This is a genomic window from Pseudomonas sp. IT-P171, from assembly GCF_949767765.1.
Lineage (GTDB): Bacteria > Pseudomonadota > Gammaproteobacteria > Pseudomonadales > Pseudomonadaceae > Aquipseudomonas > Aquipseudomonas fluorescens_B.
In genome coordinates this window covers 91,559-117,203 of sequence record NZ_CATKQN010000007.1, presented here as the reverse complement: position 1 = coordinate 117,203, position 25,645 = coordinate 91,559, and the positions used below count along the sequence as shown (strand labels likewise).

General features: G+C 59.5%; 22 protein-coding genes. 7 read left to right on the top strand and 15 right to left on the bottom strand.

Annotation, left to right across the window (positions count from 1 at the left end):
* The first annotated feature begins 9 nt into the window (after nucleotides 1–9).
* Nucleotides 10–777, top strand: a complete 768-nt coding sequence (gene cobA / locus ACM6I5_RS06305) for a uroporphyrinogen-III C-methyltransferase (RefSeq protein WP_414883416.1) — start codon at nucleotides 10–12, stop codon at nucleotides 775–777.
* A 114-nt stretch (nucleotides 778–891) separates the two neighbouring features.
* On the opposite strand, the gene ACM6I5_RS06300 is transcribed toward cobA, so the two are convergent.
* The 8 genes from ACM6I5_RS06300 to ppsA all read right to left on the bottom strand — a co-directional run bounded on the left by ACM6I5_RS06300 (nucleotide 892) and on the right by ppsA (nucleotide 8,943).
* Nucleotides 892–1,926, bottom strand: coding sequence for an OmpA family protein (locus tag ACM6I5_RS06300; RefSeq protein WP_414883415.1), 1,035 nt, complete (start codon nucleotides 1,924–1,926; stop codon nucleotides 892–894).
* Between the two features lie 107 nt (nucleotides 1,927–2,033).
* A complete protein-coding gene (gene sigX, locus ACM6I5_RS06295; RefSeq protein ID WP_017337463.1) occupies nucleotides 2,034–2,624 on the bottom strand; it encodes an RNA polymerase sigma factor SigX in 591 nt (196 codons plus the stop codon).
* 86 nt (nucleotides 2,625–2,710) lie between these two features.
* Nucleotides 2,711–3,535 carry a mechanosensitive ion channel family protein gene (locus ACM6I5_RS06290; protein ID WP_414883414.1) on the bottom strand — a complete coding sequence of 275 codons (825 nt, stop codon included), beginning with the start codon at nucleotides 3,533–3,535 and terminating at the stop codon, nucleotides 2,711–2,713.
* 2 nt (nucleotides 3,536–3,537) lie between these two features.
* Nucleotides 3,538–3,786 carry a hypothetical protein gene (locus tag ACM6I5_RS06285; protein ID WP_007944521.1) on the bottom strand — a complete coding sequence of 83 codons (249 nt, stop codon included), beginning with the start codon at nucleotides 3,784–3,786 and terminating at the stop codon, nucleotides 3,538–3,540.
* A 63-nt stretch (nucleotides 3,787–3,849) separates the two neighbouring features.
* Nucleotides 3,850–4,845: a zinc transporter ZntB gene (locus ACM6I5_RS06280; protein WP_017337462.1), complete on the bottom strand. Its 996-nt coding sequence runs from the start codon at nucleotides 4,843–4,845 to the stop codon at nucleotides 3,850–3,852.
* A gap of 26 nt (nucleotides 4,846–4,871) precedes the next feature.
* The gene (gene rraA / locus ACM6I5_RS06275) at nucleotides 4,872–5,363 is read right to left on the bottom strand and encodes a ribonuclease E activity regulator RraA (RefSeq protein ID WP_017337461.1); all 492 of its coding nucleotides are present in this window, start codon (nucleotides 5,361–5,363) and stop codon (nucleotides 4,872–4,874) included.
* A gap of 121 nt (nucleotides 5,364–5,484) precedes the next feature.
* On the bottom strand, nucleotides 5,485–6,474 hold the full coding sequence (locus ACM6I5_RS06270) for an alpha/beta fold hydrolase (protein WP_017337460.1): 990 nt from the start codon (nucleotides 6,472–6,474) through the stop codon (nucleotides 5,485–5,487).
* Between the two features lie 93 nt (nucleotides 6,475–6,567).
* Nucleotides 6,568–8,943 (bottom strand): phosphoenolpyruvate synthase, encoded by a 2,376-nt coding sequence (ppsA, locus tag ACM6I5_RS06265; protein ID WP_414883413.1) that lies wholly within the window; start codon nucleotides 8,941–8,943, stop codon nucleotides 6,568–6,570.
* A 174-nt stretch (nucleotides 8,944–9,117) separates the two neighbouring features.
* Between ppsA and ACM6I5_RS06260 the strand changes: the two genes are divergently transcribed.
* Nucleotides 9,118–9,936 carry a pyruvate, water dikinase regulatory protein gene (locus tag ACM6I5_RS06260; protein WP_008027418.1) on the top strand — a complete coding sequence of 273 codons (819 nt, stop codon included), beginning with the start codon at nucleotides 9,118–9,120 and terminating at the stop codon, nucleotides 9,934–9,936.
* A gap of 117 nt (nucleotides 9,937–10,053) precedes the next feature.
* Here the strand turns inward: ACM6I5_RS06260 and prpD are convergent, their stop codons facing one another.
* The 6 genes from prpD to ACM6I5_RS06230 form a co-directional block, all read right to left on the bottom strand.
* A complete protein-coding gene (gene prpD, locus ACM6I5_RS06255) occupies nucleotides 10,054–11,538 on the bottom strand; it encodes a 2-methylcitrate dehydratase (RefSeq protein WP_414883412.1) in 1,485 nt (494 codons plus the stop codon).
* Nucleotides 11,539–11,755: 217 nt separating this feature from the next.
* A complete protein-coding gene (gene prpF / locus ACM6I5_RS06250) occupies nucleotides 11,756–12,946 on the bottom strand; it encodes a 2-methylaconitate cis-trans isomerase PrpF (RefSeq protein ID WP_017337457.1) in 1,191 nt (396 codons plus the stop codon).
* A 56-nt stretch (nucleotides 12,947–13,002) separates the two neighbouring features.
* Nucleotides 13,003–15,600 carry a Fe/S-dependent 2-methylisocitrate dehydratase AcnD gene (gene acnD / locus ACM6I5_RS06245; protein WP_017337456.1) on the bottom strand — a complete coding sequence of 866 codons (2,598 nt, stop codon included), beginning with the start codon at nucleotides 15,598–15,600 and terminating at the stop codon, nucleotides 13,003–13,005.
* A 203-nt stretch (nucleotides 15,601–15,803) separates the two neighbouring features.
* Complete coding sequence (gene prpC / locus ACM6I5_RS06240; RefSeq protein WP_017337455.1) at nucleotides 15,804–16,931, bottom strand: 2-methylcitrate synthase; 1,128 nt, start codon at nucleotides 16,929–16,931, stop codon at nucleotides 15,804–15,806.
* A gap of 152 nt (nucleotides 16,932–17,083) precedes the next feature.
* Nucleotides 17,084–17,974, bottom strand: coding sequence for a methylisocitrate lyase (gene prpB, locus ACM6I5_RS06235; protein ID WP_414883411.1), 891 nt, complete (start codon nucleotides 17,972–17,974; stop codon nucleotides 17,084–17,086).
* A complete protein-coding gene (locus tag ACM6I5_RS06230; RefSeq protein WP_193393024.1) occupies nucleotides 17,971–18,690 on the bottom strand; it encodes a GntR family transcriptional regulator in 720 nt (239 codons plus the stop codon). The genes prpB and ACM6I5_RS06230 overlap by 4 nt, the downstream gene beginning before the upstream one ends.
* 302 nt (nucleotides 18,691–18,992) lie before the next feature.
* Here ACM6I5_RS06230 and ACM6I5_RS06225 point away from each other — a divergent pair, with 302 nt between their 5' ends.
* The 4 genes from ACM6I5_RS06225 to pabB all read left to right on the top strand — a co-directional run bounded on the left by ACM6I5_RS06225 (nucleotide 18,993) and on the right by pabB (nucleotide 23,600).
* Nucleotides 18,993–19,529 carry an ATP-dependent zinc protease gene (locus ACM6I5_RS06225; RefSeq protein ID WP_017337452.1) on the top strand — a complete coding sequence of 179 codons (537 nt, stop codon included), beginning with the start codon at nucleotides 18,993–18,995 and terminating at the stop codon, nucleotides 19,527–19,529.
* A 5-nt stretch (nucleotides 19,530–19,534) separates the two neighbouring features.
* On the top strand, nucleotides 19,535–21,070 hold the full coding sequence (locus ACM6I5_RS06220) for an inactive transglutaminase family protein (RefSeq protein ID WP_017337451.1): 1,536 nt from the start codon (nucleotides 19,535–19,537) through the stop codon (nucleotides 21,068–21,070).
* Entirely contained in the window at nucleotides 21,070–22,056 is a 987-nt protein-coding gene (locus ACM6I5_RS06215) for an alpha-L-glutamate ligase-like protein (protein WP_253438844.1), read from the top strand. The genes ACM6I5_RS06220 and ACM6I5_RS06215 overlap by 1 nt, the downstream gene beginning before the upstream one ends.
* Before the next feature lie 206 nt (nucleotides 22,057–22,262).
* The gene (gene pabB, locus ACM6I5_RS06210) at nucleotides 22,263–23,600 is read left to right on the top strand and encodes an aminodeoxychorismate synthase component I (RefSeq protein ID WP_017337449.1); all 1,338 of its coding nucleotides are present in this window, start codon (nucleotides 22,263–22,265) and stop codon (nucleotides 23,598–23,600) included.
* A 139-nt stretch (nucleotides 23,601–23,739) separates the two neighbouring features.
* Here pabB and thrH read toward each other — a convergent pair whose 3' ends face one another.
* Entirely contained in the window at nucleotides 23,740–24,357 is a 618-nt protein-coding gene (thrH, locus tag ACM6I5_RS06205; RefSeq protein ID WP_017337448.1) for a bifunctional phosphoserine phosphatase/homoserine phosphotransferase ThrH, read from the bottom strand.
* 172 nt (nucleotides 24,358–24,529) lie between these two features.
* Between thrH and ACM6I5_RS06200 the strand changes: the two genes are divergently transcribed.
* The gene (locus ACM6I5_RS06200) at nucleotides 24,530–25,270 is read left to right on the top strand and encodes a phosphoadenylyl-sulfate reductase (protein ID WP_017337447.1); all 741 of its coding nucleotides are present in this window, start codon (nucleotides 24,530–24,532) and stop codon (nucleotides 25,268–25,270) included.
* Nucleotides 25,271–25,645 lie beyond the last annotated feature (375 nt).

Sequence of the window (25,645 nt, the reverse complement as noted above, 5' to 3'; positions counted from 1 at the left end):
GAAAACACTATGAACGCAAAAGTCTGGCTAGTGGGTGCAGGTCCTGGCGACCCGGAATTGCTGACCCTCAAGGCTGTTCGAGCGTTGAGCGAAGCTGATGTGGTGTTGATCGACGATCTGGTGAACGAAGCGGTGCTGGAGCATTGTCCACGGGCGCGAATCATTGCCGTGGGCAAACGCGGTGGCTGTCGCTCCACGCCTCAGGCGTTCATTCATCGATTGATGCTGCGTTATGCCCGTCAGGGAAAATGCGTGGTGCGGCTCAAGGGCGGCGATCCGTGCATTTTTGGTCGCGGCGGTGAAGAGGCCCAGTGGCTGCGCGAGCGCGGGGTCGATGTCGAGCTGGTCAATGGCATCACCGCCGGACTCGCCGGTGCAACGCAATGCGATATTCCGTTGACGCTACGGGGCGTTGCGCGCGGCGTGACGCTGGTGACGGCCCACACCCAGGATGGCAGCAGCCTGAACTGGCAAGCCCTCGCCCAAGGCGGCACGACATTGGTGGTTTATATGGGCGTGGCGAAGCTGAGTGAAATTCGCGAGCAGTTGCTGATTGGCGGGATGGCGGCAGATACACCGGTGGCGATGATTGAAAACGCGTCCCTGCCACACCAGCGGGAATGCCGCAGCGATCTGACGGCGATGGAAGAAGATGCCTACGCCTTTGAGCTGAAAAGCCCGGCCATTCTGGTGATTGGCGCGGTGGCGGCTGACGAGCAGATCAAAAGATCGCAGCCTGCGGCAGCTCATACATTGGCCCTGCGTACATCCTTGTAGGAGCTGCCGCAGGCTGCGATCTTCTCGCCACGCCGCAGATCCAATGCTGGCCCCCAAATCGCAGGCAAAGAAAAGCCCGGCCTAAGCCGGGCTTTTCTCAGAGCTGCGGGCTAATTACTTAGCTTGAGCTTCAACCTGCGCTTCTACGCGACGGTTTACAGCGCGACCAGCTTCAGTTTTGTTGTCAGCAACTGGGCGGGATTCGCCGTAGCCAACAGACTGAACGCGGGACGATTCAACACCGTACTGGTTGGTCAGAACTTGCTTAACGGCGTTTGCACGACGCTCGGACAGTTTCTGGTTGTAAGCGTCAGGACCGACGGAGTCAGTGTGACCTTCAACAGTAGTGGTGGTGGATGGGTACTGCTTCATGAAGTCAGCCAGGTTCTTGATGTCGCCGTAGCTGTTGGTTTTAACAACAGATTTGTCGAAATCGAACTTAACGTCCAGCTCTACACGAACAACTTCAGCAACTGCTGGGCAGCCATCAGCGTCAACAGTTACGTTGGCTGGGGTGTCCGGGCACTTGTCAACGTTGTCGCAAACGCCGTCGTTGTCGCTGTCGGAGCAGACTTCAGCTGGTGCTGGAACTGGAGCGGCTGCAGGCTTGGAGCCGCCACCGAAGTTCACACCGATACCGACGCTTGGAGCCCACTCGGTGTCACCTTGGTCGATGTTGTACTGAGCTTCAACGCCGGCACGGGCGTAGAAGTTGTCAGTGAAGTACAGCTTGGCACCGCCGCCAACGTTGGCGAAAGTGGAGCCGTTACGACCACCACGGCCGGTCTGGCCGATGCTCTGGTCGGAGAAACCAGCGGATACGTACGGACGTACCATGTCGCCTGGGTTGTTGAAGTGGTACAGAGCGTCCAGGGCGGTGTCGGAGCCCTTGATGTTCTTACCATCTTCGCCACGAACGTTGTGCACTTCGTCGTAGCCCAGACGCAGTTCAACGTCGTCGGTCAGGAAGTAACCGATCGAACCACCGAACAGGTTGCCGTCGTTTTTGAAATCGCGCTGGCTGTCGTAGTACTCTTTCTTCATGAAGCCTTCGATTTCAACTGCGCCTTGGCCTTGTGCCAGTGCGCCGAACGAAGTGGCTGCAATAAGAGAACCAATGGCCAAGCCCAAGGTGTTTTTCAGTTTCATCCGTTAAATCCCCATCTGGTGATTGTGAAGCAGTCCCGCAAACCGGGGGACAACTCGGCGGCAAGTCTATCAGAACTTGCCTACACGTAAGAGATATTTGCGCCGAACTAAGTTTCAGCAATGCCTGCAAATTTCTCACGCAATTTGTCTAGAGCGCGTTTGTAACGCATTTTTGTTGCACTCAAACCCATGTGCATGATGTCTGCGATCTCCTGAAACTCCAGCTCTGCGACAAATCGTAGCACCAGAATTTCACGGTCAATCGGGTTCACATACACCAGCCAGCGATCAAGTCCGCCCTTCTCCTCGGGTTTCGGCGCCTTTTCTTCAGACGCTTCCTCGAGGGGGTCCAGACTCAAAGCGTCCATCAAGCGACGCTTTCGCCGTTCTTTCCGATACTGCGTGATGCACTCGTTGTACGTGATGCTATATAGCCATGTCTTGAACTTCGATTTCCCCTCGAAGTTCTTCAGTCCATACAGCACCTTCAACATCACTTCCTGACAGACATCGTCTGCATCGCGATCGTTCCCAAGATATCGTGCACAGACGTTAAATAATGTTCGTTGGTAACGCCGCATCAATTCTTCATAGGCGCGCGTTACGTGAAACAGCTCGGTATGCGAGCGCGCGACCAACTCCTCATCAGAGAGCTCGCGGGGGTCGTAGCGCGTGGAGAGCGATTGAGCTTTATTCAAAACAAGTCGGGCCGACAGTCAGGTCAATGTCCGCCGCAGCCCTTCAGGGCATTTTGCGGCGGCATACATTAGCAGGGTTTGCCGGGTTAGCGGCTACTCACATGCTGCTCCAGGAGGATCCGATTGGAGAGAGAGACTAGCTCACCCTCATCGGTCAGCAATGTGGTTTTAACCGTGCCGATCTCTTCGATCTGACCTTCGACCTCGCCAACACGCACTTGTTGCCCAACCTGATACAACTCACGCACATAGATTCCCGCAAGAATCTGGCCGGCAATTTCCCGGCTTCCCAACCCCATGGCCAGCGCAACCGCCAGACCAACGGTTATCAATACGATCACGATCACATGGTTCAGCAGGTCAGTCTTGACCTCCAACTGGCTGATCGCGACCGAAATACTGATGATAATGACCAGGCCCTGGGAAATTCGCCCCAACCCTGCAGCGTAATCCAGCCCTACGCCTTCTGCCGCGCCACGCACCAGCCCATTGGCCAGTTGAGCCAGTAAAACACCCACCAGCAGCACCAGCGCAGCGCCGAAAACTTTCGGCAAATACAGAGCAAGCATGTCCAGCGTAGCTGAAACTCGCTCAAGTCCAAGGGATTCTGCGGCCGAAACCAGAAAAATCAGCAGAACGAACCAGTAGACGATTTTACCGATCAGCGTCGAAATCGGTACTTGAAGGCCGGCCCGGGACAGCAATTTTGTCAGACCGGTGCCGCCCATCAAGCGATCGAGACCGAGCTTGGCGAGCAACTTCGACAGCAAAGTATCCAAAAGTTTCGCAACGACGAAACCCAACAGCAGCACGACCAGTGCGCCGAACAGGTTCGGAATGAAATTCGCAACCTTGGTCCATAACGCAGTCATTGCAGTGACGAGGCTCTGAGTCCAGAGATCAAGTTCCATATTCAATCAGCCTTATCAGCAGTGCGAACGGTAGGTTTACGGTGACGGGAAACCGGCGAAACGTGCGCCGATCCGTTATTCAGGGCAATCATCAGCGCGGGCAACCAGCGGCCCAGCAGGCTGAACAGATCACCGGCGCCGACCTGGCGATTGGCGGTTTTCAGGACACGGCCCAGACACGCATCGTCGTCCCGAGTGGACGGCGAGGCGTTCAGCATGTCGCGCAAAGACTGTTCAAACGGATCGTGCATACGCACCTCTCGTGATGTCTGTGAAAGACGCGGCCAGATTTGCACGGGTCACATGGCTCATCATCAGACCCAGCGCAAACGTCGGAATAACCACCACTGCCCCAGTGCCACCGAAACCATCATCAGGCAGGCAATCAGGAAGCCGTAGGGGCTGGCAGAGAACGGAATTCCCCCCACGTTGATACCCAAAAGACCGGTCAGGAAACTCATCGGCAAAAAGATCCCGGTGATGATCCCGAAGCGGTACATCGTGCGGTTCATGCGCACGCTCAATCGCCGGTCTTCGGCCTCCAGGACCAGCCCCACGCGCTCCCGGGTCAACTCCAGCTCCTCAAGATAGCGGGTCAGGCTGTTGTTCAATTCGTTCCAGTAATCGCCGTCATCTTCGACAAACCAGGGTAGTTTTATCCGCGTCAGCTGTCCGAAAATATCCCGCTGCGGTGCCAGGAAACGTTTCAGCGCAGCCGCCCTCCGACGGATCTGCAAAATGGAGTCATGTTCGGGTGTATACCGTTCGTCGGTATCCAGCTTCTCTTCTTCCTCATCGACCACTTCCGAGAGGCAGCCGACCAGATCCTGCACCTTGTTGGTGAGGTACTGAGCCATATAAAGGATAAGTTCGGAGGCAGTTTTCGGTCCTTTGCCTTCGGCGAGCTGCACCAGCAATTCATCAGTGGCGCGCAACGGGCGCAGACGCAGGGAAATCACCCGCTGTGCCGAAGCAAAAATCCGCACCGACACCATGTCTTCCGGTTCCGCACCCGGATTCAGATTGACGCCGCGTAAAAATAGCAGCAGTTCGCTGTCGGAAAGCTGTAAGAGACGCGGACGGGTGTTTTCTTCCAGCAACAGATCACAGCTGAATTCACTCAGGCCGCTGGATTTGCGCAGCCAGGTCTGGGTTTGCGGGTGACTGCGATCCCAGTGCAGCCACAGGCTTTCGTGCGCCTGCAGCTGCAAATCATCGAGTTCAGTCCGGGCTATCGAACGCGCACCGCCTTTACCATCCAGCACCAGGGCATGCACCAGCCCCCACTGCGCGTTGTCTTCCTCGAACATCCTCACCCCTTTGCCTGGCTCAACGTTTATTCAGGCATCTTCAGCGGACTTGGCGAGATGATCACGCCGTTGTTGTCCGCATAGATGTACTCGCCTGGACGGAACGTCACACCGGCAAAGGTCACCACCACGTTGAGGTCGCCGAGCCCGCGCCGGTCGGATTTCCTCGGGTGGCTGGCGAGGGCCTGAACGCCCAGGTCGGTCTGCGCGATGATATCGACGTCGCGGATGCAACCGTAGATCACCAGCCCTTCCCAACCGTTGTTCGCGGCTTTCTCGGCCAGCATGTCACCCAGCAACGCATGACGCAGGGAGCCGCCACCATCGACCACCAGCACCTTGCCATCGCCCTTGAGCTCGACCTGCTCCTTGACGCGCGAGTTGTCTTCGAAGCACTTGATGGTCACGATTTCGCCACCGAAGGAATCGCGGCCGCCGAAATTGCTGAACATCGGCTCCAGCACTTGCACCAGTTCAGGATAGGCGTCGCACAGGTCAGGCGTGATGTAATGGTTCATCGAGAAACTCCTGTAAAGAGGAAGACAATCGAGGATGTCGCAAAGTGACCGGAAAAGCTCAATGCGTCATATCTTAGCCGCAAGCCGATCAGAGCGAAATGCCCTTGATAGAGCATCGGGCTCAGACTGCCGCGGCCAAATCCGGCTTGTCTCCCGACAACGGCGTGTGCTGATCGGCCAACCAGCGCGCCACCAACGGCCAGACCTCAGTCTGCGCCGCTTTGCTGACGAGCATTTCCACGTGGCCGAAGTTGTCGCCAAAGCCCTGTTCGCGACCGAGGTTGATGAACTGCTTGTGCTCGGAGCCCACCTGGTCAAACAACTTGCGACAGGCCCACGCGGGATCCTGATGGTCACCCGCCGCACTCACCGCCAACACGGGCAAGCGGACATCGGCCAATCCGGCCCACCAGTCCTTGTCGGCATCGCCAAAACGTCCGAACAGACCGTACCAGCGCATGCTTTCCAGGGCCAGGCCAATCGGCTCGTCCTCCGGGCCGCGCTTGAGCCGTGACCCGGACAGCTGGGCGAAACGCTTGAGAATGAAGCGCCCGCTCCACTCAACCGGCGGGATCTTCAACGGCCAGTAGGTGCGACTGACTTGTGTGCCGAAGAACGCCGCAGAGGCCACCACCGGTTCACCGATGTACTCGCCACCCAGCGCCGCCGCCAGGGTTATCCCGCCCAGCGAGTGGCCGATCCAGTGCGGGACCTGGCCACTCTGCTCACGCACGAACGCGCCGATGGCTGGCAGATCGTAACGAGCGTAATCGGCGACGCGGTTTTTGCGGTAGTTCTGGTTGCGCTGGGACAGGCCATGGCCGCGCATTTCCGGAATCCATACATCGAATCCCAGGCGTGTCAGGTAAGCCCCGAGTCCCAGCCCCTTGGGAGAAAACCAGAACCGTCGATTGGAAAAACTGCCGTGCAACAGAATCACCGGCACGCCCCCGTGCGCGGGCTCATCCGCCATGCCCAATCGGGTCACGGCCAACTCCACAGTACCATCGGGACTGTTGCCGGGTTTCAAACGATAAACGTCTTCGCTCAGATCGCCGCGCCGCTCGGCGCTGATCAGGGCGACAGGAAATAGGTTGCTGCTGCTTTGCATAATGCTCTTGCACAAAAAAGGGCGGCATCCAGAGGAGCCCGCCCTACTTGAATCTTAAAGCCCCGGCCACTCGACCGAGGCTTCATTCACGAATCAGGCCGAAGCCTGACCTTCCGCCAGGAAGAACCAGGTTTCCAGTACGGAATCGGGGTTCAACGAAACGCTTTCGATACCCTGTTCCATCAGCCATTTGGCCAGATCAGGGTGGTCCGAGGGGCCCTGACCGCAAATGCCGATGTACTTGCCGGCCTTGTTGCACGCGGCAATGGCGTTCGCCAGCAGCTTCTTGACCGCCGGATTACGCTCGTCGAACAGGTGAGCGATGATCCCGGAGTCACGGTCCAGGCCCAGCGTCAACTGAGTCAGGTCGTTGGAGCCGATGGAGAAGCCGTCGAAGAATTCGAGGAACTCTTCGGCGAGGATCGCGTTGGATGGCAGTTCGCACATCATGATGATGCGCAGACCGTTCTCGCCGCGGGCCAGGCCGTTTTCTGCCAGCAGGTCGATGACCTGGCTCGCTTCGCCCAGGGTACGGACGAACGGCACCATGATTTCAACGTTGGTCAGGCCCATCTCGTTGCGCACACGCTTGAGGGCGCGGCATTCGAGCTCGAAGCAGTCGCGGAACGATTCGCTGATGTAACGCGAAGCACCACGGAAGCCCAGCATCGGGTTTTCTTCTTCCGGCTCGTAGAGCTTGCCGCCGATCAGGTTGGCGTATTCGTTGGACTTGAAGTCCGACAGACGCACGATGACCTTTTTCGGGGTGAACGCAGCGGCCAGGGTGCTGATGCCTTCAACCAGTTTGTCGACGTAGAAGCCGACCGGATCGTCGTAACCGGCGATGCGCTTGTCGACGCTGTCCTTGATGTCCTGCGGCAGGCCGTCGTAGTTCAACAGCGCTTTGGGGTGCACACCGATCATGCGGTTGATGATGAACTCAAGGCGGGCCAGGCCCACACCGGCGTTCGGCAGTTGCGCGAAGTCGAAGGCGCGGTCCGGGTTGCCGACGTTCATCATGATCTTGAATGGCAGATCAGGCATGGCATCGACGGAGTTTTTCTTGATATCGAAGCCCAGTTCGCCTTCGAAGATGTAGCCGGTGTCGCCTTCAGCGCAGGAAACGGTGACGCCCTGGCCGTCTTTCAACAGCTGGGTGGCGTTGCCGCAACCGACCACGGCCGGGATGCCCAGCTCGCGAGCGATGATCGCCGCGTGGCAGGTACGGCCGCCACGGTTGGTGACGATGGCGCTGGCGCGCTTCATGACCGGTTCCCAGTCCGGGTCGGTCATGTCGGAAACGAGAACGTCGCCCGGCTGGACTTTGTCCATCTCGGACACGTCCTTGATGATGCGAACCTTGCCGGCGCCGATGCGCTGGCCGATGGCGCGACCTTCAACCAGCACGGTGCCGGTTTCTTTCAACAGGTAACGTTCCATGACGTTGGCCTGGGTGCGGCTCTTCACGGTTTCAGGACGGGCCTGAACGATGTAGAGCTTGCCGTCGTCACCGTCTTTGGCCCATTCGATGTCCATCGGGCACTTGTAGTGCTTCTCGATGATCATCGCTTGTTTGGCCAGCTCGCTGACTTCGGCGTCGCTGAGGCAGAAACGTGCGCGATCGGCCTTGTCGACGTCGATGGTCTTGACCGACTTGCCGGCCGTGGCGACTTCGCCGTAGATCATCTTGATCGCTTTGCTGCCCAGGTTACGGCGCAGGATCGCCGGACGACCGGCCTCGAGGGTTTGTTTGTGGACGTAGAATTCGTCCGGGTTCACCGCGCCTTGTACGACGGTTTCACCCAGGCCGTAGGCGCCGGTGATGAACACCACGTCACGGAAGCCCGATTCAGTATCGAGGGTGAACATCACGCCGGCGGTGCCGGTTTCGGAGCGGACCATGCGCTGCACGCCAGCCGACAGAGCCACCAGCTTGTGATCGAAGCCCTGGTGCACGCGGTAGGAAATGGCACGGTCGTTGAACAGCGAAGCGAACACCTCTTTGGCGGCGCGAATGACGTTTTCGACACCACGGATGTTCAGGAAAGTTTCCTGCTGACCGGCGAAGGAAGCGTCCGGCAGGTCTTCGGCAGTAGCGGAAGAGCGCACGGCCACGGCCATGTCAGGGTTGCCGGCCGACAGCGTGGCGAATGCGGTGCGGATCTCGGCGTTGAGCTTCTCGGGGAATTCGGCTTCCATGATCCATTGACGGATCTGGGCGCCGGTCTTGGCCAGGGCGTTGACATCATCGACGTCCAGGGCGTCGAGGGCGGCGTGGATCTGATCGTTCAGGCCGCTCAGTTCCAGAAAATCACGATAAGCCTGAGCTGTCGTGGCGAAGCCACCGGGCACCGATACACCGGCACCTGCAAGGTTACTGATCATCTCGCCCAGGGATGCGTTCTTGCCCCCTACGTGCTCCACATCATGGACGCCGAGCTTATCGAGGGAAACTACGTACTCTACCAAGGTGATCTCTCCACTAACTGTGTTGGAAAAGCTCAGAAGCCGGCGCTCCGAGGGAGCATTTGCCAGCTGTATGGCCTGGACCTGGAAAATAAGTGAGAATGCGGGCCAAGGGCGGCCGGCAAATCGCGCCTATCATATCCAAGATTCGTTACTAGCTTAAGGCCCAAGGTGCAAATGAAACGATCTGCTTTCTTTATCTCCGATGGCACCGGCATCACAGCCGAAACCCTGGGTCAAAGCCTCCTGGCGCAGTTCGAAAACATTACCTTCAGCAAATTCACGCGGCCGTACATCGACAACGTGGATAAAGCGCGGGCCATGGTACAACAAATCAACAAAGCCGCCGAAACCGACGGCTTCCGGCCGATTATCTTCGACACCATCGTCAATCAGGACATTCGTGAGATCCTCGCGACGTCCAATGGTTTCATGATCGACATTTTCTCGACCTTCCTGGCACCGCTTGAACAGGAACTGACCGAGCATTCTTCCTATACCGTCGGCAAGTCGCACTCGATCGGCGGCAACTCCAATTACATGGAGCGCATCGAGGCGGTGAACTTCGCCCTCGACAACGACGACGGCGCGCGCACGCATTATTACGACAAGGCCGACCTGATCCTAGTGGGGGTGTCGCGTTGTGGTAAGACACCGACGTGCCTGTACATGGCCATGCAATTCGGCATCCGCGCGGCCAACTACCCGCTGACCGAAGACGACATGGAACGCCTGACCCTGCCAAACGCCCTGCGCGCCCACCAGCACAAACTGTTCGGCCTGACCATCGACCCGGACCGCCTCACCGCGATCCGCAACGAGCGCAAGCCCAACAGCCGCTATTCGAGCTACGCGCAGTGCGAGTTCGAAGTGCGCGAGGTGGAGAATCTGTTCCGTCGCGAGAACATTGCACACATCAATTCCACGCATTTTTCCGTTGAAGAGATTTCGGCGAAGATTCTGGTGGAGAAAGGCGTGGAGCGGCGGTTCAAGTAATTCTCTGTTGCCTGTTCTGGCCTCATCGCTAGCAGGCTGGCTCCCACAGTTGATCTGCGGTGAACACAAATCAACTGTGGGAGCAGCCTGCTAGCGATTGAACGATAACGCGGTCCTCTAGATAACAAACAAATCCACAAACCGGTTCACCGGCGTCGCCTCAAGCCGCTCCTGATCCCTGCACAACGCAAAAATCTCCTCGCTACGCTGACCCGTGAATCGTGTCAGCAGGTTCGCCCTGAACTTGTCTTCCAGCAGCGGAATACCTTCCGCACGGCGCCGACGATGGCCGATCGGGTATTCAACCACCACCTTCCCGGTGCCGGACCCGTCCTTGAAAAACACCTGTATCGCATTGGCGATCGAGCGTTTGTCCGCCTCCAGGTATTCGCGGGTGTATTGCGGGTCTTCGACGATGACCATTTTTTCGCGCAGCACATCGATGATCGGATGCGCCGCATGAAAGTCATCTTCGTACTGCTCGGCCACCAGATTGCCGAAGGCCAGCGGCACGGCGGTCATGTACTGGATGCAGTGGTCGCGGTCCGCCGCATTGGCCAGCGGGCCGACCTTGGAAATAATGCGGATCGCCGACTCGTGGGTGGTGATGACGATTCTGTCGATCTCGTGCAGGCGATTCCTGACTTGTGGATGCAACGTCACAGCCGCTTCGCAAGCGGTTTGCGCGTGAAATTCGGCCGGGAAGCTGATTTTGAACAGCACGTTTTCCATCACGTAGCTGCCATAGGAGCGGGTGAAACGGAAGGCACGCCTGTCTTCGGGCTTGAGCGCCAGGTCGTTGTTGGTGTGGCTGAACGACACGTCGTAGAAGCCCCACTGCCTGGCGGTCAGCACCCCGGGAATGCCCATCTCGCCACGCATCGCGATGTCCGCCAGACGCACACCTCGACTGGTCGCATCGCCCGCCGCCCAGGATTTGCGTGAACCGGCATTCGGCGCATGCCGATAGGTGCGCAACGCTTGCCCGTCGGCAAAGGCATGGGACAGCGCGGACAGCAACTGCTCGCGATTGGCGCCCATCAGTTTGGCAGTAACGGCGGTCGAAGCGACTTTCACCAGGATGACGTGATCAAGGCCTACACGGTTGAAGGAGTTTTCCAGCGCGATCACGCCCTGAATCTCATGGGCCATGATCATGGCTTCAAGGACGGCGCGAACGGTCAGCGGCGCGTCGCCATTGGCCAGGCGCTTTTGCGACAGGTGATCGGCCACCGCGAGAATGCCGCCGAGGTTATCGGACGGATGGCCCCATTCAGCGGCGAGCCAGGTGTCGTTGTAGTCGAGCCAGCGCACGATGCAGCCGATGTCCCACGCCGCTTTGACCGGGTCGAGACGATAGCTGGTACCGGGTACGCGGGCGCCGAACGGGACGACGGTGCCTTCGACGATCGGCCCGAGGTGTTTGGTGCATTCGGGGAAACGCAGCGCCAGCAAGCCGCAGCCGAGGGTGTCGATCAGGCAGTTGCGGGCAGTGTCCAGAGCTTCCCTGGACTCGATCTTGAAGTTGAGGACGTAATCGGCAATGTCCTGCAGGACCGTGTCGTAGTCGGGGCGGTTGTTTTGGTCGACGTTGGTGCTCATGTTCGATTCACTCGTGAAGTGGTTCGTTGATGGGACCTCGGTTCAGGGCAATCTCAGTTAATGAAAAATTCTTATGATTGAAATGCAGTCCACTGTGGGAGCGAGCCTGCTCGCGATTGCGGTGTATCCGTCGACATGAATGCTGGATGTCAGTCCGCCATCGCGAGCAGGCTCGCCCCCACAGGGTTTTGTGTTTATCTCTGGTTCCGTGTCGGGTTCAGAAAGAATCTCCCGGCACGCGAACAAACCCTTCCATCAACACCCGCGCACTGCGGCTCATGATGGCTTTGTTCACTGTCCATTCACCGTCCACCAGGCTGGCCTCGGCACCGACGCGCAAGGTGCCCGACGGATGGCCGAAACGCACGGCATTGCGCTCGATGCCGCCCGCTGCGAGGTTTACCAGCGTGCCGGAAATGGCGGCGGCAGTGCCGATAGCGACCGCCGCAGTGCCCATCATCGCGTGGTGCAACTTGCCCATGGACAATGCGCGCACCAATAGATCGACATCACCTGCCGCAATCGCTTTACCGCTGGACGCGACGTAATCCGCAGGCTTGGCCACAAAGGCAACCTTGGGCGTGTGCTGGCGCTTCGCGGCTTCATCCAGATTGGAAATCAGCCCCATGCGCAGCGCACCGTAAGCACGAATGGTCTCGAACATCGCCAGTGCTTTCGGATCACCGTTGATAGCGCCCTGCAACTCGGTGCCGGTGTAACCGATGTCTTCGGCATTGACGAAAATAGTCGGGATACCCGCATTGATCATGGTTGCCTTGAACGTCCCGACGCCGGGCACTTCGAGGTCGTCCACCAGATTCCCGGTAGGAAACATCGAACCGCCACCGCCCTCCTCTTCCGCCGCCGGGTCCATGAATTCGACCTGCACTTCGGCTGCCGGAAAGGTCACGCCGTCGAGTTCGAAATCACCGGTTTCCTGCACCTCACCATTGGTGATCGGTACGTGGGCGATGATGGTCTTGCCGATGTTGGCCTGCCACACGCGCACCACCGCCACACCGTTGTGCGGAATGCGGCTGGCGTCCACCAGGCCGTTGCTGATGGCGAACGAACCGACCGCCGCCGACAGGTTGCCGCAGTTGCCGCTCCAGTCCACGAATGGCTTGTCGATGGAGACCTGACCGAACAGGTAATCGACGTCGTGATCGGCCTTGAGGCTTTTCGACAGGATTACGGTTTTACTGGTGCTGGAAGTCGCGCCGCCCATGCCATCGATTTGCTTGTCGTACGGGTCGGGGCTGCCGATCACCCGCAGCAACAGGGCGTCGCGCGCCGGGCCGGGAATCTGTGCCGCTTCGGGCAGGTCTTTCAGGCTGAAAAATACGCCTTTGCTGGTGCCGCCGCGCATGTAGGTGGCGGCGATTTTGATCTGGGGTGCGTGAGCCATGGGTGCTCCTTCAAGACAGACACGGGACTTGAAGTCCCGCGTCCGCACAGCTTGATTTAGACGGCAACCGCCGATTCTTCGAGGAAGTCCTGCGCGAAGCGTTGCAGCACGCCGCCGGCCTCATAGATCGACACTTCTTCAGCAGTGTCGAGGCGGCAGGTCACCGGCACTTCGACGCGCTCACCGTTCTTGCGATTGATCACCAGCGTCAGCTCGGCGCGCGGTGTGCGTTCGCCGATCACGTCGTAGGTTTCGCTGCCGTCGATGGCGAGCGTGTGGCGGTTGGTGCCCGGCTTGAACTCCAGCGGCAACACGCCCATGCCCACCAGGTTGGTGCGGTGAATACGCTCGAACCCTTCGGCGGCAATCGCTTCCACACCCGCCAGACGCACGCCTTTGGCCGCCCAGTCGCGGGACGAACCCTGACCGTAATCGGCGCCGGCGATGATGATCAGCGGCTGCTTGCGTTCCATGTAGGTTTCGATGGCTTCCCACATGCGCATGACCTTGCCTTCCGGTTCCACGCGGGCCAGCGACCCCTGCTTGACCTTGCCGTTTTCCTGGACCATTTCGTTGAACAGTTTCGGGTTGGCGAAGGTGGCGCGTTGCGCGGTCAGGTGGTCACCGCGGTGCGTGGCGTAGGAGTTGAAATCCTCTTCCGGCAGGCCCATTTTCGCCAGGTATTCGCCGGCGGCGCTGTCGAGCATGATCGCGTTCGACGGCGACAGGTGATCGGTGGTGATGTTGTCCGGCAGCACCGCCAGCGGGCGCATGCCCTTGAGCGGGCGCGCACCGGCCAGCGCACCTTCCCAGTACGGCGGACGGCGGATGTAGGTGCTCATCTCGCGCCAGGCGTACAGCGGCGTGACCTTAGGACCGGTGTCTTCGTGGATGGCGAACATCGGGATGTAAACCTGACGGAACTGCTCAGGTTTGACCGAGGCTTTCACCACCGCGTCGATCTCTTCGTCGCTCGGCCAGATGTCCTTCAGGCGGATTTCCTTACCGTTTGCATCCAGGCCCAGCACATCTTTTTCGATGTCGAAACGGATGGTGCCGGCGATGGCGTAAGCCACCACCAAAGGCGGCGAAGCGAGGAATGCATTCTTGGCGTAAGGGTGAATCCGCCCGTCGAAGTTGCGGTTGCCCGAGAGCACGGCGGTGGCGTACAGGTCGCGGTCGATGATCTCTTGCTGGATCACCGGGTCCAGCGCGCCGGACATGCCGTTGCAGGTGGTGCAAGCAAAGGCCACGACGCCGAAACCGAGTTGTTCCAGTTCGTCCGTCAGGCCCGCTTCATCGAGGTACAACGCCACGGTTTTCGAACCCGGTGCCAGGGACGACTTGACCCACGGCTTGCGGGTCAACCCGAGCTTGTTGGCATTGCGCGCCAGCAGGCCGGCGGCAATCACGTTGCGCGGGTTGCTGGTGTTGGTGCAACTGGTGATGGCGGCGATGATCACCGCGCCGTCCGGCATCTGGCCAGGTACGTCGTCCCATTTCCCGGAGATGCCTTGCGCGGCGAGGTCAGACGTAGCAACGCGAGCGTGCGGGTTGCTCGGGCCGGCCATGTTGCGCACTACCGAGGACAGGTTGAAGGTCAGGCCGCGCTCGTATTGCGCACCCTTCAGGCTGTCGGCCCACAGGCCGGTGGTCTTGGCGTAGTTCTCGACCAACTGTACTTGCTCGTCTTCACGGCCGGTGAGTTTGAGGTAGTCGATGGTTTGCTGGTCGATGTAGAACATCGCCGCGGTGGCGCCGTATTCCGGAGCCATGTTGGAAATGGTTGCGCGGTCGCCGAGGGTCAGCGCGGAGGCGCCTTCGCCGAAGAACTCCAGCCACGCGCCGACGACTTTTTGCTTGCGCAGGAACTCGGTCAGCGCCAGCACCATGTCGGTGGCGGTGATGCCCGGTTGCAGTTTGCCGGTCAGTTCGACGCCGACGCTTTCCGGCAGACGCATCCACGATGCGCGGCCAAGCATCACGCTCTCGGCTTCCAGGCCACCGACGCCAATGGCGATCACACCCAGGGCATCGACGTGCGGGGTGTGACTGTCGGTGCCGACGCAGGTATCAGGGAACGCCACGCCATCGCGCACCTGGATCACCGGAGACATTTTCTCCAGGTTGATCTGGTGCATGATCCCGTTGCCGGGCGGAATCACGTCAACGTTCTTGAACGCTTTCTTGGTCCAGTTGATGAAGTGGAAACGGTCTTCGTTGCGACGGTCTTCGATGGCGCGGTTCTTCTCGAACGCGTCCGGATCGAAACCACCGCGCTCGACGGCCAGGGAGTGGTCGACGATCAATTGTGTCGGCACCACCGGGTTCACTTGCGCCGGGTCGCCACCTTGCAGGGCGATGGCGTCACGCAGGCCGGCGAGGTCGACCAGCGCGGTCTGGCCGAGAATGTCGTGGCACACCACGCGGGCCGGGAACCATGGGAAGTCGAGGTCGCGTTTGCGCTCGATGAATTGCTTCAGGGATTCGGTGAGCGTGGCCGGGTCGCAGCGACGCACCAGGTTTTCCGCCAGCACGCGGGAGGTGTACGGCAGGGTGTCGTAGGCGCCGGGCTGGATGGCTTCGACCGCCGCACGGACGTCGAAGTAATCCAAATGGCTGCCGGGCAGCGGTTTACGGAATTCAGTGTTCATCGTCAGGACTCGGTCACGGTAGTTTCAAAAGGTGGGGCCTGGCACAGCACCTGAAATGCACACAATCCACTGTGGGAGCGAGCCTGCTCGCGAAAGCGGTGTATCAGCCGACATCGATGTTGAATGTCAGTCCGTCTTCGCGAGCAGGCTCGCTCCCACAGGGATCTGCGTAGCGTTCAGATCCCGGTGCAGGCCTTCACCATTCAGCGTTGTTCGATTGGCACGAACTTGCGCTGTTCGACGCCGACATACTCGGCGCTCGGGCGGATGATGCGGTTGTTGGCTCGCTGTTCGAACACATGCGCCGCCCAGCCGGTCAGGCGCGAGCAAACGAAAATCGGCGTGAACAACTTGGTCGGAATACCCATGAAGTGGTACGTCGACGCATGGTAGAAGTCAGCGTTCGGGAACAGTCTCTTCTGTTCCCACATGGTTGCGTCGATGGCTTCGGACACTGGAAACAACACGGTGTCGCCCACTTCGTCAGCGAGTTTTTTCGACCAGCCCTTGATCACCTCGTTACGCGGATCGTTGTCCTTATAGATCGCGTGGCCGAAGCCCATGATCTTGTCCTTGCGCGCCAGCATGCCGAGGGTGCCCTCGACCGCCTCTTCCGGCGACGAGAAACGCTCGATCATTTCCATCGCCGCTTCGTTGGCGCCGCCGTGCAGCGGGCCGCGCAGGGAACCGATGGCCGCGGTGATGCAGGAGAACAGGTCGGACAGGGTCGATGCACACACCCGAGCGGTGAAGGTCGAAGCGTTGAACTCATGTTCCGCGTACAGGATCAGCGAAACGTTCATCACTTTGACGTGCAGGTCGCTTGGCTTCTTGCCGTGCAGCAGGTGCAGGAAGTGGCCGCCAATGGATTGTTCGTCGCTCACGCAGTTGATGCGTTTGCCGTCGTGGCTGAAGCGATACCAGTAACACATGATCGCCGGAAACGCGGCCAGCAGGCGGTCGGTTTTGTCGTGCTGCTCGGAGAAATCCATCTCCGGTTCGATATTGCCCAGGAACGAGCAACCGGTGCGCATCACGTCCATCGGGTGGGCATCCGCGGGGATGCGCTCCAGCACTTCCTTGAGCGCTTGCGGCAGGTCGCGCAACTTGCCCAGTTTGTTGATGTAGGCGTCCAGTTGCGCCTGGGTCGGCAGTTCGCCGTACAGCAGCAGGTAGGCCACTTCTTCGAACTGGGCGTCAGCCGCCAGTTCGCGAACGTCGTAGCCGCGGTAGGTCAGGCCTGCGCCCGACTGGCCCACGGTGGACAGTGCGGTTTGCCCGGCAACCTGGCCACGGAGCCCGGCGCCACTGAGTACTTTTGCTTCGGCCATTGCTGTCTCCAGTTTTCTTGAATTTGTTAGGGAATCGGCAAATTTGGGTGTTGCCAAAAAGATCGCAGCCTTCCGCAGCTCCTACATCGACCGCGTCCGGCAACATCCCCGTAGGAGCTGCCGAGTGAAACGAGCCTGCGATCTTTGGATCTTTACTTCTTCGCGGCAAACAACGCATCGAGCTTCTGCTCGAAGGTGTGGTAGTCGATGCGATCGTAAAGCTCCATGCGTGTCTGCATGGTGTCGATCACGTTCTGTTGCGTGCCGTCGCGGCGGATCGCGGTGTAGACATTTTCCGCGGCCTTGTTCATGGCGCGGAAGGCCGAGAGCGGGTACAGCACCAGCGACACATCCGCTCCTGCAAGTTGCTCGGTGGTGTACAGCGGCGTCGCGCCGAACTCGGTGATGTTGGCCAGGATCGGCGCTTTCACGCGGCTGGCGAACAGCTTGTACATCTCCAGTTCGGTGATCGCTTCCGGGAAGATCATGTCGGCGCCAGCCTCGATGCACGCCGCAGCGCGATCCAGCGCGGACTCCAGACCTTCCACCGCCAGGGCGTCGGTGCGGGCCATGATCACGAAGCTGTCATCGGTGCGCGCATCAACCGCCGCTTTGATGCGGTCGACCATTTCCTGCAGCGACACGATTTCTTTGTTAGGACGGTGACCGCAGCGCTTGGCGCCGACCTGGTCTTCGATATGAATCGCCGCCGCGCCGAACTTGATCATCGACTTGACGGTGCGCGCGACGTTGAACGCCGAGGAGCCGAAACCGGTGTCCACGTCCACCAGCAGCGGCAGGTCGCAGACGTCAGTGATGCGGCGCACGTCGGTCAGCACGTCGTCCAGGCCGGTGATGCCCAGGTCCGGCACGCCGAGTGAGCCGGCAGCCACCCCGCCACCCGACAGGTAAATCGCCTTGAAACCGGCGCGCTTGGCCAGCAGCGCATGGTTGGCGTTGATCGCGCCGACCACTTGCAGCGGATGTTCGCTGGCGACCGCATCGCGGAAACGCTGGCCTGGAGTGCTCTTGTTGGAACTCATGACTCACCTCGTTCAGTGGCTGTCTTAGTGGCGCCGTCCTGGTAATGACGGGCGATATTGCGTTTGGAAGCGCCGATGTGGCGGCGCATCAACAACTCGGCCAGTTCACCGTCACGGTCGGCGATGGCGTCGAGAATCCGGTGGTGCTCGGCAAAGGCCTGGCGCGGGCGATTGGGCGTGGTGGAAAACTGGATGCGGTACATGCGCACCAGTTGATAAAGCTCGCCGCAGAGCATCTGCGTCAGGGTGCGGTTGCCGCTGCCCTGGATGATTCGGTAGTGGAAGTCGAAATCGCCTTCCTGCTGGTAATAACCGACACCGGCCTGAAACGCCGCATCGCGCTCGTGGGTTTCAAGGACGTGGCGCAGTTCGTCGATTTCTTCGACGGTCATGCGTTCCGCCGCGAGACGGCAGGCCATGCCTTCGAGGGATTCGCGGATTTCGTAGAGTTCCAGCAGCTCGGCGTGACTCAGGGAAACCACTCGCGCCCCGACGTGCGGCACGCGAACCAGCAGGCGCTGGCCTTCCAGACGGTGGATCGCTTCGCGCAGCGGACCGCGACTGATGCCATAGGTGCGCGCCAGTTCCGGCTCGGAGATTTTGCTGCCCGGGGCGATCTCGCCCTTGACGATGGCCGCCTGAATGCGTCGAAAGACGTTCTCGGAAAGTGTTTCCGAATCGTCCTGAGCAATGATCGGGGGATCGAGTTGATCCAGCATATTGTCGACACCTTGAAAGCTGATGCGGCAAAAACTAGCGAATATAGGCCTGGCAGTCAAAGGATAAATGGATATTGTCGACAATCGTCTAATAACCGGCCGCACCATAACGAAGCAGCATCTCTGTTTATAGCCGCCTCCCGGCGCTGGCGCCATGAAACCACCGTGCTAGAATGCCGCCCGCATTTGTTTGTGACATCTGCACGGCCTGTCATAAATAGCTGATAGGCATACGAGGGAGCTTGCGCAGCGATGCCAGGGCCTTGAATCGAAACACGGACCGCTGCGCACCAGGATTTATGAGACTCAAGCCCTTCCCCACCTTCCTTTATATGCTCTGCCTGCCCGGTGTCGCCGCGGCGGGGGAAAAAACCGTGTACGGCCTCAACGAGTACGCCTCGCTGGACGGCATCAACCTGGAAGTCGCGGCCAAACTCGACACCGGGGCGAAAACCGCCTCCCTGAGCGCCCGCGACATCAAACGCTTCAAGCGCAACGGCGAATCCTGGGTGCGCTTCTATCTGGCGATCGACGCGGCGCACTCGCACCCGATCGAACGGCCACTGGCCCGCGTCAGCAAGATCAAGCGCCGCGCCGGCGACTACGATCCGGACGAAGGCAAGAAATACACCGCCCGTCCGGTGATCGAGCTGGATATCTGCATGGGTTCGGCTTTACGCAGCATCGAAGTGAACTTGACCGACCGAAGTGCCTTCCAATATCCGCTCCTGATCGGCTCCGAAGCGCTCAAGCGCTTTGATGCGCTGGTCGACCCCAGCCTTAAATACGCTGCTGGCAAACCCGCCTGCGCCACCGACGCTCATACCGCAGAGTAATTCCAATGCGCTCTCTTACCCTCCATCTGAAAATGCTGATCGCCATCCTGGTGGTGCTGGGCATTTCAGTTACGGCCTATCAGATTTTCGTGCTCGGCATTCCCGTGACCGAAGACGCCACCGACGACTTGTGGAACATCGACGCCAAGGTCGAGTTCGTCGCCAGTGCCAAGGACCCGGTCAAGATCCAGATGTTCGTGCCGCCTCTGAGCCGCGATTACGTCAGCCTGAATGAAAGCTTCATCTCCAATAATTACGGTGTGGCCGTGAATCGCGTCGACGGCAACCGCAAGGTCACCTGGTCGGCGCGCCGGGCCAAGGGCAACCAGACGCTTTATTACCGCCTGGTGCTGACCAAGCGCTACACCGGTGAAAAATCCAAGATCAAAGGCCCGACCTTCCGCGACAGCATCGCCGTCGAAGGCCCGGAAAAAATCGCCGCCGAAGCCCTGCTCGCGCCGATTCGCCAGCACTCGGCCGACGTCGAAACCTTCATTGGCGAGGCGATCAAGCGGGTCAACAACGTCAATGACGACAACGTGAAACTGTTGCTGGGTGGTGATCCGTCCAGTGGGCACAAGGCCAAAATCGTTGAACTGGTGCTGTCCATCGCCCACGTGCCGGTGGAAAAGGTCCACACCATCCGTCTGGTCGCCGACCAACCGCAAACACCTGAACTCTGGCTGCGCAGCTTCAACGGCACCGACTGGCTGTACTTCAACCCGGAAACCGGCGAGCAAGGCCTGCCGACCGACCGCCTGCTGTGGTGGACCGGCGATGAAAACCTGATCACTGTCGATGGCGGCAAGAAAGCCACCGTCACGTTCAGCATGAACAACAGCGAAATGAACGCCATTCGCCTGGCCAAGCTGACCGACGAAAACACCGACGCCAACTTCCTCGAATACTCGTTGTACGGCCTGCCGCTGCAAACCCAGCAGACCTTCATGATCATGGTGATGATCCCGATCGGCGTGCTGGTGATCCTGATCCTGCGCAACCTGATCGGCTTGCAGACCCTCGGCACCTTTACCCCGGTGCTGATCGCCCTCGCCTTCCGCGAAACCCAGCTCGGCTTCGGTATCGTGCTGTTTACCATCATCACCGCGCTGGGGCTCTCGCTGCGCTCGTACCTTGAGCACCTGAAACTGCAGATGTTGCCAAGGCTGTCGGTGGTGCTGACGTTTGTGGTGGTGCTGATCGCAGCGATCAGCCTGTTCAGCCATAAGCTCGGCCTGGAGCGCGGGTTGTCCGTGGCGCTGTTCCCGATGGTGATTCTGACCATGACCATCGAGCGCCTGTCGATTACCTGGGAAGAACGCGGTTCCGGGCATGCGATGAAAGTCGCGATCGGCACCTTGTTTGCCGCCACCCTGGCACACCTGATCATGAGCGTTCCAGAGCTGACCTACTTCGTGTTCACCTTCCCGGCGGTCCTGTTGATTCTGGTGGGCTTCATGCTGGCGATGGGACGCTATCGTGGTTATCGCCTGACTGAACTGGTGCGTTTCAAGGCGTTCCTGAAGAAGGCTGACGTCTGATGTTCGGCTTCTGGAAGACCTGGAAGGCCCTCGAAGCCCGGGGCATCATGGGGATCAACCGGCGCAACGCAGACTACGTGCTCAAGTACAACAAGCGCAGCCTGTACCCGATCGTCGATGACAAGATCATCACCAAGGAGCGGGCGATCGCCGCCGGCATTCATGTGCCGGAACTGTATGGCGTGATCTCCACCGAGAAAGAGATCGACAACCTCGACAAGATCATCGGCGGACGCAACGACTTCGTGATCAAACCGGCCCAGGGCGCGGGTGGCGACGGCATCATTGTGGTTGCCGACCGTTTCGAGGGGCGTTATCGCACAGTGTCCGGCAAGATCATCAGCCATGAGGAAATCGAGCACCATATCTCCAGCATCCTGACGGGCCTCTATTCGCTGGGCGGTCACCGGGATCGTGCGCTGATCGAATACCGCGTGACACCCGATCAGATTTTCAAAAGCATCAGTTATGAAGGCGTGCCGGATATCCGCATCATCGTGCTGATGGGCTACCCGGTGATGGCGATGTTGCGCCTGCCGACGCGCCAGTCCGGAGGCAAGGCCAACCTGCACCAGGGCGCCATCGGCGTCGGTGTCGACCTCGCCACCGGCCTGACCCTGCGCGGCACCTGGCTGAACAACATCATCACCAAACACCCGGACACCACCAACGCGGTGGACGGTGTGCAACTGCCCTACTGGGACGGTTTCATGAAACTCGCCGCCGGCTGTTACGAGCTGTGCGGGCTGGGTTACATCGGTGTCGACATGGTGCTGGACCAGGAAAAGGGACCGCTGATTCTTGAGCTGAATGCCCGGCCGGGGCTGAACATCCAGATTGCCAATGATTGCGGGCTGACGTTGCGCACCCATGCGGTCGAGGCGCGACTGGAAGAGCTGAAGGCTCGCGGGATCACCGAGACGGTGCAGGAGCGGGTCGAGTTTGTTCAGGAGATGTTCGGGCATATTCCGGCCGTCGAAGGCTGACCTTGTGGCGAGGGGATTTATCCCCGTCGGACTGCGAAGCGGCCCCAAAATCAGGCCTGCTGCGCAGTCCAACGGGGATAAATTCCCTCGCCACAGGCCTAGCGCCAGCCGCTGCCAATCGGTCACTTCGCGACATCCCCTCTAGGAGCAATTCCCCGAGGGGACTACAATCGCCACCCCGCCTCGATGGCTGATCTGCCCCGCCCATGCTGACCTGTTCCGTACACCCGCTGCCCTATCGCGCCAACCCCGCCGAGTACTTCGCGGCGATCCGTCATGCTCCTGGTGCCGTGCTGCTCGACAGTGGCCGGCCAACGGCCGATCGCGGGCGTTATGACCTGCTCAGCGCCTGGCCGCTCGAGCAACTGACGGTGTTGCCTGACGAAAGTGGCAGCGATTTCCTTCAGCGTCTGCGCACAAACCTGACACGACTCGGCGAAGCGGCAGTTCCGTTTGATCTGCCCTTCGCTGGCGGCTTGATGGGCTATCTGAGCTATGACTTCGGTCGGCATCTGGAACACCTGCCTAGTCAGGCGCGGGACGATCTTCAATTGCCCGATGCGCGTTTCGGACTCTACGACTGGGCGCTGATCAGCGACCACCAACGGATGACCAGTCAGTTGGTGTTCCACCCGTCACTGATCGACAGCGAACGTCAGCGTCTGATTACGCTGTTCACTCAACCTGCGGTCGCAGCGGTCGAGGCATTTCAACTGAAAGCGCCGATGCAGGCCGATCTGAGCGCTGATCAATATCGCCAGGCACTAGAGCGTATTCAGCAGTACATCCAGGCTGGCGATTGCTACCAGGTCAACTTCGCCCAGCGTTTTCGCGCCGAGTGCGAAGGCGATCCATGGGCCGCTTACTGCGCGTTGCGCGCGGCGTGCCCGACGCCCTTCTCCGGCTTCCAGAGCCTGCCCGCCGGTGGCGCGGTGCTGAGCCTGTCGCCTGAGCGCTTCGTCAAAGTCAGCGAACGCCACGTTGAAACGCGCCCGATCAAAGGCACCCGTCCCCGTGGCCTGACTGCCGCCGAAGATGCGGCGAACGCCGCCGAATTGTTGGCCAGCCCCAAGGACCGCGCGGAAAACCTGATGATCGTGGATCTGTTGCGCAACGATCTGGGCCGCACTTGCCGTATCGGCTCGGTGCGGGTGCCTGAGTTGTTCAGTCTGGAAAGCTATCCGAATGTGCATCACCTGGTGAGCAGCGTGACCGGTGAACTGGCGGATGACCGTGATGCCCTGGACCTGATCGCCGGCAGCTTCCCGGGCGGCTCGATTACCGGAGCGCCGAAGATTCGCGCGATGCAGATCATCGATGAGCTGGAGCCGACCCGACGCGGGTTGTATTGCGGTTCATTGCTGTATCTGGACGTGCGCGGCGAGATGGACAGCTCCATCGCGATTCGCAGCTTGCTGGTGAAGGACGGGCAGGTGTGTTGCTGGGGCGGCGGCGGGATCGTGGCGGATTCGGAGTGGCAGGCGGAGTATCAGGAATCGATCACCAAGGTGAAAGTACTGCTCGACACCCTGCAAAACCTTTAGCTTGTGGCGAGGGAGCTTGCTCCCGCTGGGGTGCGAAGCGCCCCCAAAACCAGACGCCGCACACCTTCAGTCAGAACGCATACGCCGGTTTTGCGGCTGGTCTTCAGCCGAGCGGGAGCAAGCTGCCACAGGGTTGCGACTACAAACTCAACGCCCGATTCGAAGCCTTGATGAACTCCTGCTTCAAATCCTCAAAGGTGTGCACCGCCGGGAATTGCGGAAACTCGCGAATCACGTTATCCGGCGCATGGAACAGAATCCCCGCATCCGCCTCGCCCAACATCGTGGTGTCGTTGTACGAATCCCCCGCTGCAATCACTCGGTAATAAAGGCTCTTGAACGCCAGAACCGACTGACGTTTCGGATCTTTCTGACGCAGCTGATAGCTCGTCACCCGCCCGGCGTCGTCGGTAATCAGACGATGACAGAGCAAGGTCGGGAAGCCCAACTGACGCATCAGCGGCTGGGAAAACTCATAGAACGTATCCGACAGGATCGTCACCTGAAAGCGCTCGCGCAGCCAGTTGACGAACTCGACAGCGCCGTCCAGCGGCTTGAGCGTGGCGATCACTTCCTGGATATCGGCGAGTTTCAGGCCATGCTCGTCGAGGATCCGCAGGCGCTGCTTCATCAGCACGTCGTAGTCGGGAATGTCCCGGGTGGTGGCCCTGAGGGATTCGATCCCGGTTTTTTCGGCGAACGCGATCCAGATTTCCGGGACCAGCACACCTTCCAGATCCAGACAGGCAATTTCCACAAGACACCCCATTTGTATTGATTATTGAGTCGAGCGAGCAAAAGGACTGCCGAACTCTAGCGACTCGGGCGGGCGGGCGCAACGCAGAGGGCGCGCCAGCCACCGCAGGATTTTGTTACCATCAGGCCCATATAGAGCGCCCAGCGCCACCGACCTGTAGGAAGCCGCCCTGATGAGCCCATCGTTCGATGTCGTGGAACTCGCCACGACCTATGCCAACAAATCCGCCCAGGACATCCTCAAACTCGCGTTTGCCGAGTTCGGCGATGACCTGTGGATATCTTTCAGCGGCGCCGAAGACGTGGTGCTGGTAGACATGGCCTGGAAGCTGAACAAGAACGTCAAAGTGTTCAGCCTCGATACCGGCCGTCTGCACCCCGAGACTTACCGCTTCATCGATCAAGTGCGCGAGCACTACAAGATCGACATCGAACTGGTGTCCCCGGACTACGCGAAACTTGAACCGTTCGTGAAGGAAAAAGGCCTGTTCAGCTTCTACAAGGACGGCCATGGGGAGTGCTGCGGCATCCGCAAGATCGAGCCGCTGCGCCGCAAATTGTCCGGCGTGACCGCCTGGGCCACCGGCCAGCGTCGGGACCAGAGCCCCGGCACCCGCAGCGCCGTCGCGGTGCTGGAAATCGACACTGCCTTCTCCACCCCGGAACGTACCCTGTACAAATTCAATCCGCTGGCGCAGATGACCAGCGAGGAGATCTGGGGTTACATCCGCATGCTTGAACTGCCTTACAACAGCCTGCATGAGCGCGGTTTCATCAGCATCGGCTGCGAGCCGTGCACCCGTCCGGTGCTGCCGAACCAGCACGAGCGTGAAGGTCGTTGGTGGTGGGAAGAGGCGACGCAGAAAGAATGCGGGTTGCACGCCGGTAACATTATCAGCAAGTCGAAGGTGTAATCCCCTACCCTGTGCAATCCCTTGTGGGAGCGAGCCTGCTCGCGATAACGGTGTAACAGTCGACAATAATGTTGAATGTCAGTCCGTAATCGCGAGCAGGCTCGCTCCCACAGGGTTAGTGTTCCGCCTACAAATGTGTACACACGAATGTCACCATAGGTGCCATTTATGTGTGCACTTTTTGTTTCTTCGACCCAAATTGTTACATCCGCCCTGCCTGAATTCCTTCCTAGGCCTCCCTAGCGAATCCCTCCGAAAAATAAATACCTGTTCATCCGGTCAATTTTTATCGCCTTGATTTCAACCACTTATTTCATATCGATAACAAAACGAAATTAGCAGCAAAAATGATAGACCTGTGGCTGGCATGGATCT

Bases quoted from the DNA above. Each gene is read 5' to 3' on its own strand.
- ACM6I5_RS06290 (WP_414883414.1), bottom strand. From the start codon at position 3,535: ATGGAACTTGATCTCTGGACTCAGAGCCTCGTCACTGCAATGACTGCG.
- ACM6I5_RS06285 (WP_007944521.1), bottom strand. From the start codon at position 3,786: ATGCACGATCCGTTTGAACAGTCTTTGCGCGACATGCTGAACGCCTCG.
- pabB (WP_017337449.1), top strand. From the start codon at position 22,263: ATGCTGACCTGTTCCGTACACCCGCTGCCCTATCGCGCCAACCCCGCC.
- cobA (WP_414883416.1), top strand. From the start codon at position 10: ATGAACGCAAAAGTCTGGCTAGTGGGTGCAGGTCCTGGCGACCCGGAA.
- prpC (WP_017337455.1), bottom strand. From the start codon at position 16,931: ATGGCCGAAGCAAAAGTACTCAGTGGCGCCGGGCTCCGTGGCCAGGTT.
- ACM6I5_RS06225 (WP_017337452.1), top strand. From the start codon at position 18,993: ATGAGACTCAAGCCCTTCCCCACCTTCCTTTATATGCTCTGCCTGCCC.
- ACM6I5_RS06280 (WP_017337462.1), bottom strand. From the start codon at position 4,845: ATGTTCGAGGAAGACAACGCGCAGTGGGGGCTGGTGCATGCCCTGGTG.
- ACM6I5_RS06260 (WP_008027418.1), top strand. From the start codon at position 9,118: ATGAAACGATCTGCTTTCTTTATCTCCGATGGCACCGGCATCACAGCC.
- ACM6I5_RS06270 (WP_017337460.1), bottom strand. From the start codon at position 6,474: ATGCAAAGCAGCAGCAACCTATTTCCTGTCGCCCTGATCAGCGCCGAG.
- ACM6I5_RS06220 (WP_017337451.1), top strand. From the start codon at position 19,535: ATGCGCTCTCTTACCCTCCATCTGAAAATGCTGATCGCCATCCTGGTG.
- ACM6I5_RS06200 (WP_017337447.1), top strand. From the start codon at position 24,530: ATGAGCCCATCGTTCGATGTCGTGGAACTCGCCACGACCTATGCCAAC.
- prpF (WP_017337457.1), bottom strand. From the start codon at position 12,946: ATGGCTCACGCACCCCAGATCAAAATCGCCGCCACCTACATGCGCGGC.
- prpB (WP_414883411.1), bottom strand. From the start codon at position 17,974: ATGAGTTCCAACAAGAGCACTCCAGGCCAGCGTTTCCGCGATGCGGTC.
- ACM6I5_RS06215 (WP_253438844.1), top strand. From the start codon at position 21,070: ATGTTCGGCTTCTGGAAGACCTGGAAGGCCCTCGAAGCCCGGGGCATC.
- rraA (WP_017337461.1), bottom strand. From the start codon at position 5,363: ATGAACCATTACATCACGCCTGACCTGTGCGACGCCTATCCTGAACTG.
- prpD (WP_414883412.1), bottom strand. From the start codon at position 11,538: ATGAGCACCAACGTCGACCAAAACAACCGCCCCGACTACGACACGGTC.
- acnD (WP_017337456.1), bottom strand. From the start codon at position 15,600: ATGAACACTGAATTCCGTAAACCGCTGCCCGGCAGCCATTTGGATTAC.
- ACM6I5_RS06300 (WP_414883415.1), bottom strand. From the start codon at position 1,926: ATGAAACTGAAAAACACCTTGGGCTTGGCCATTGGTTCTCTTATTGCA.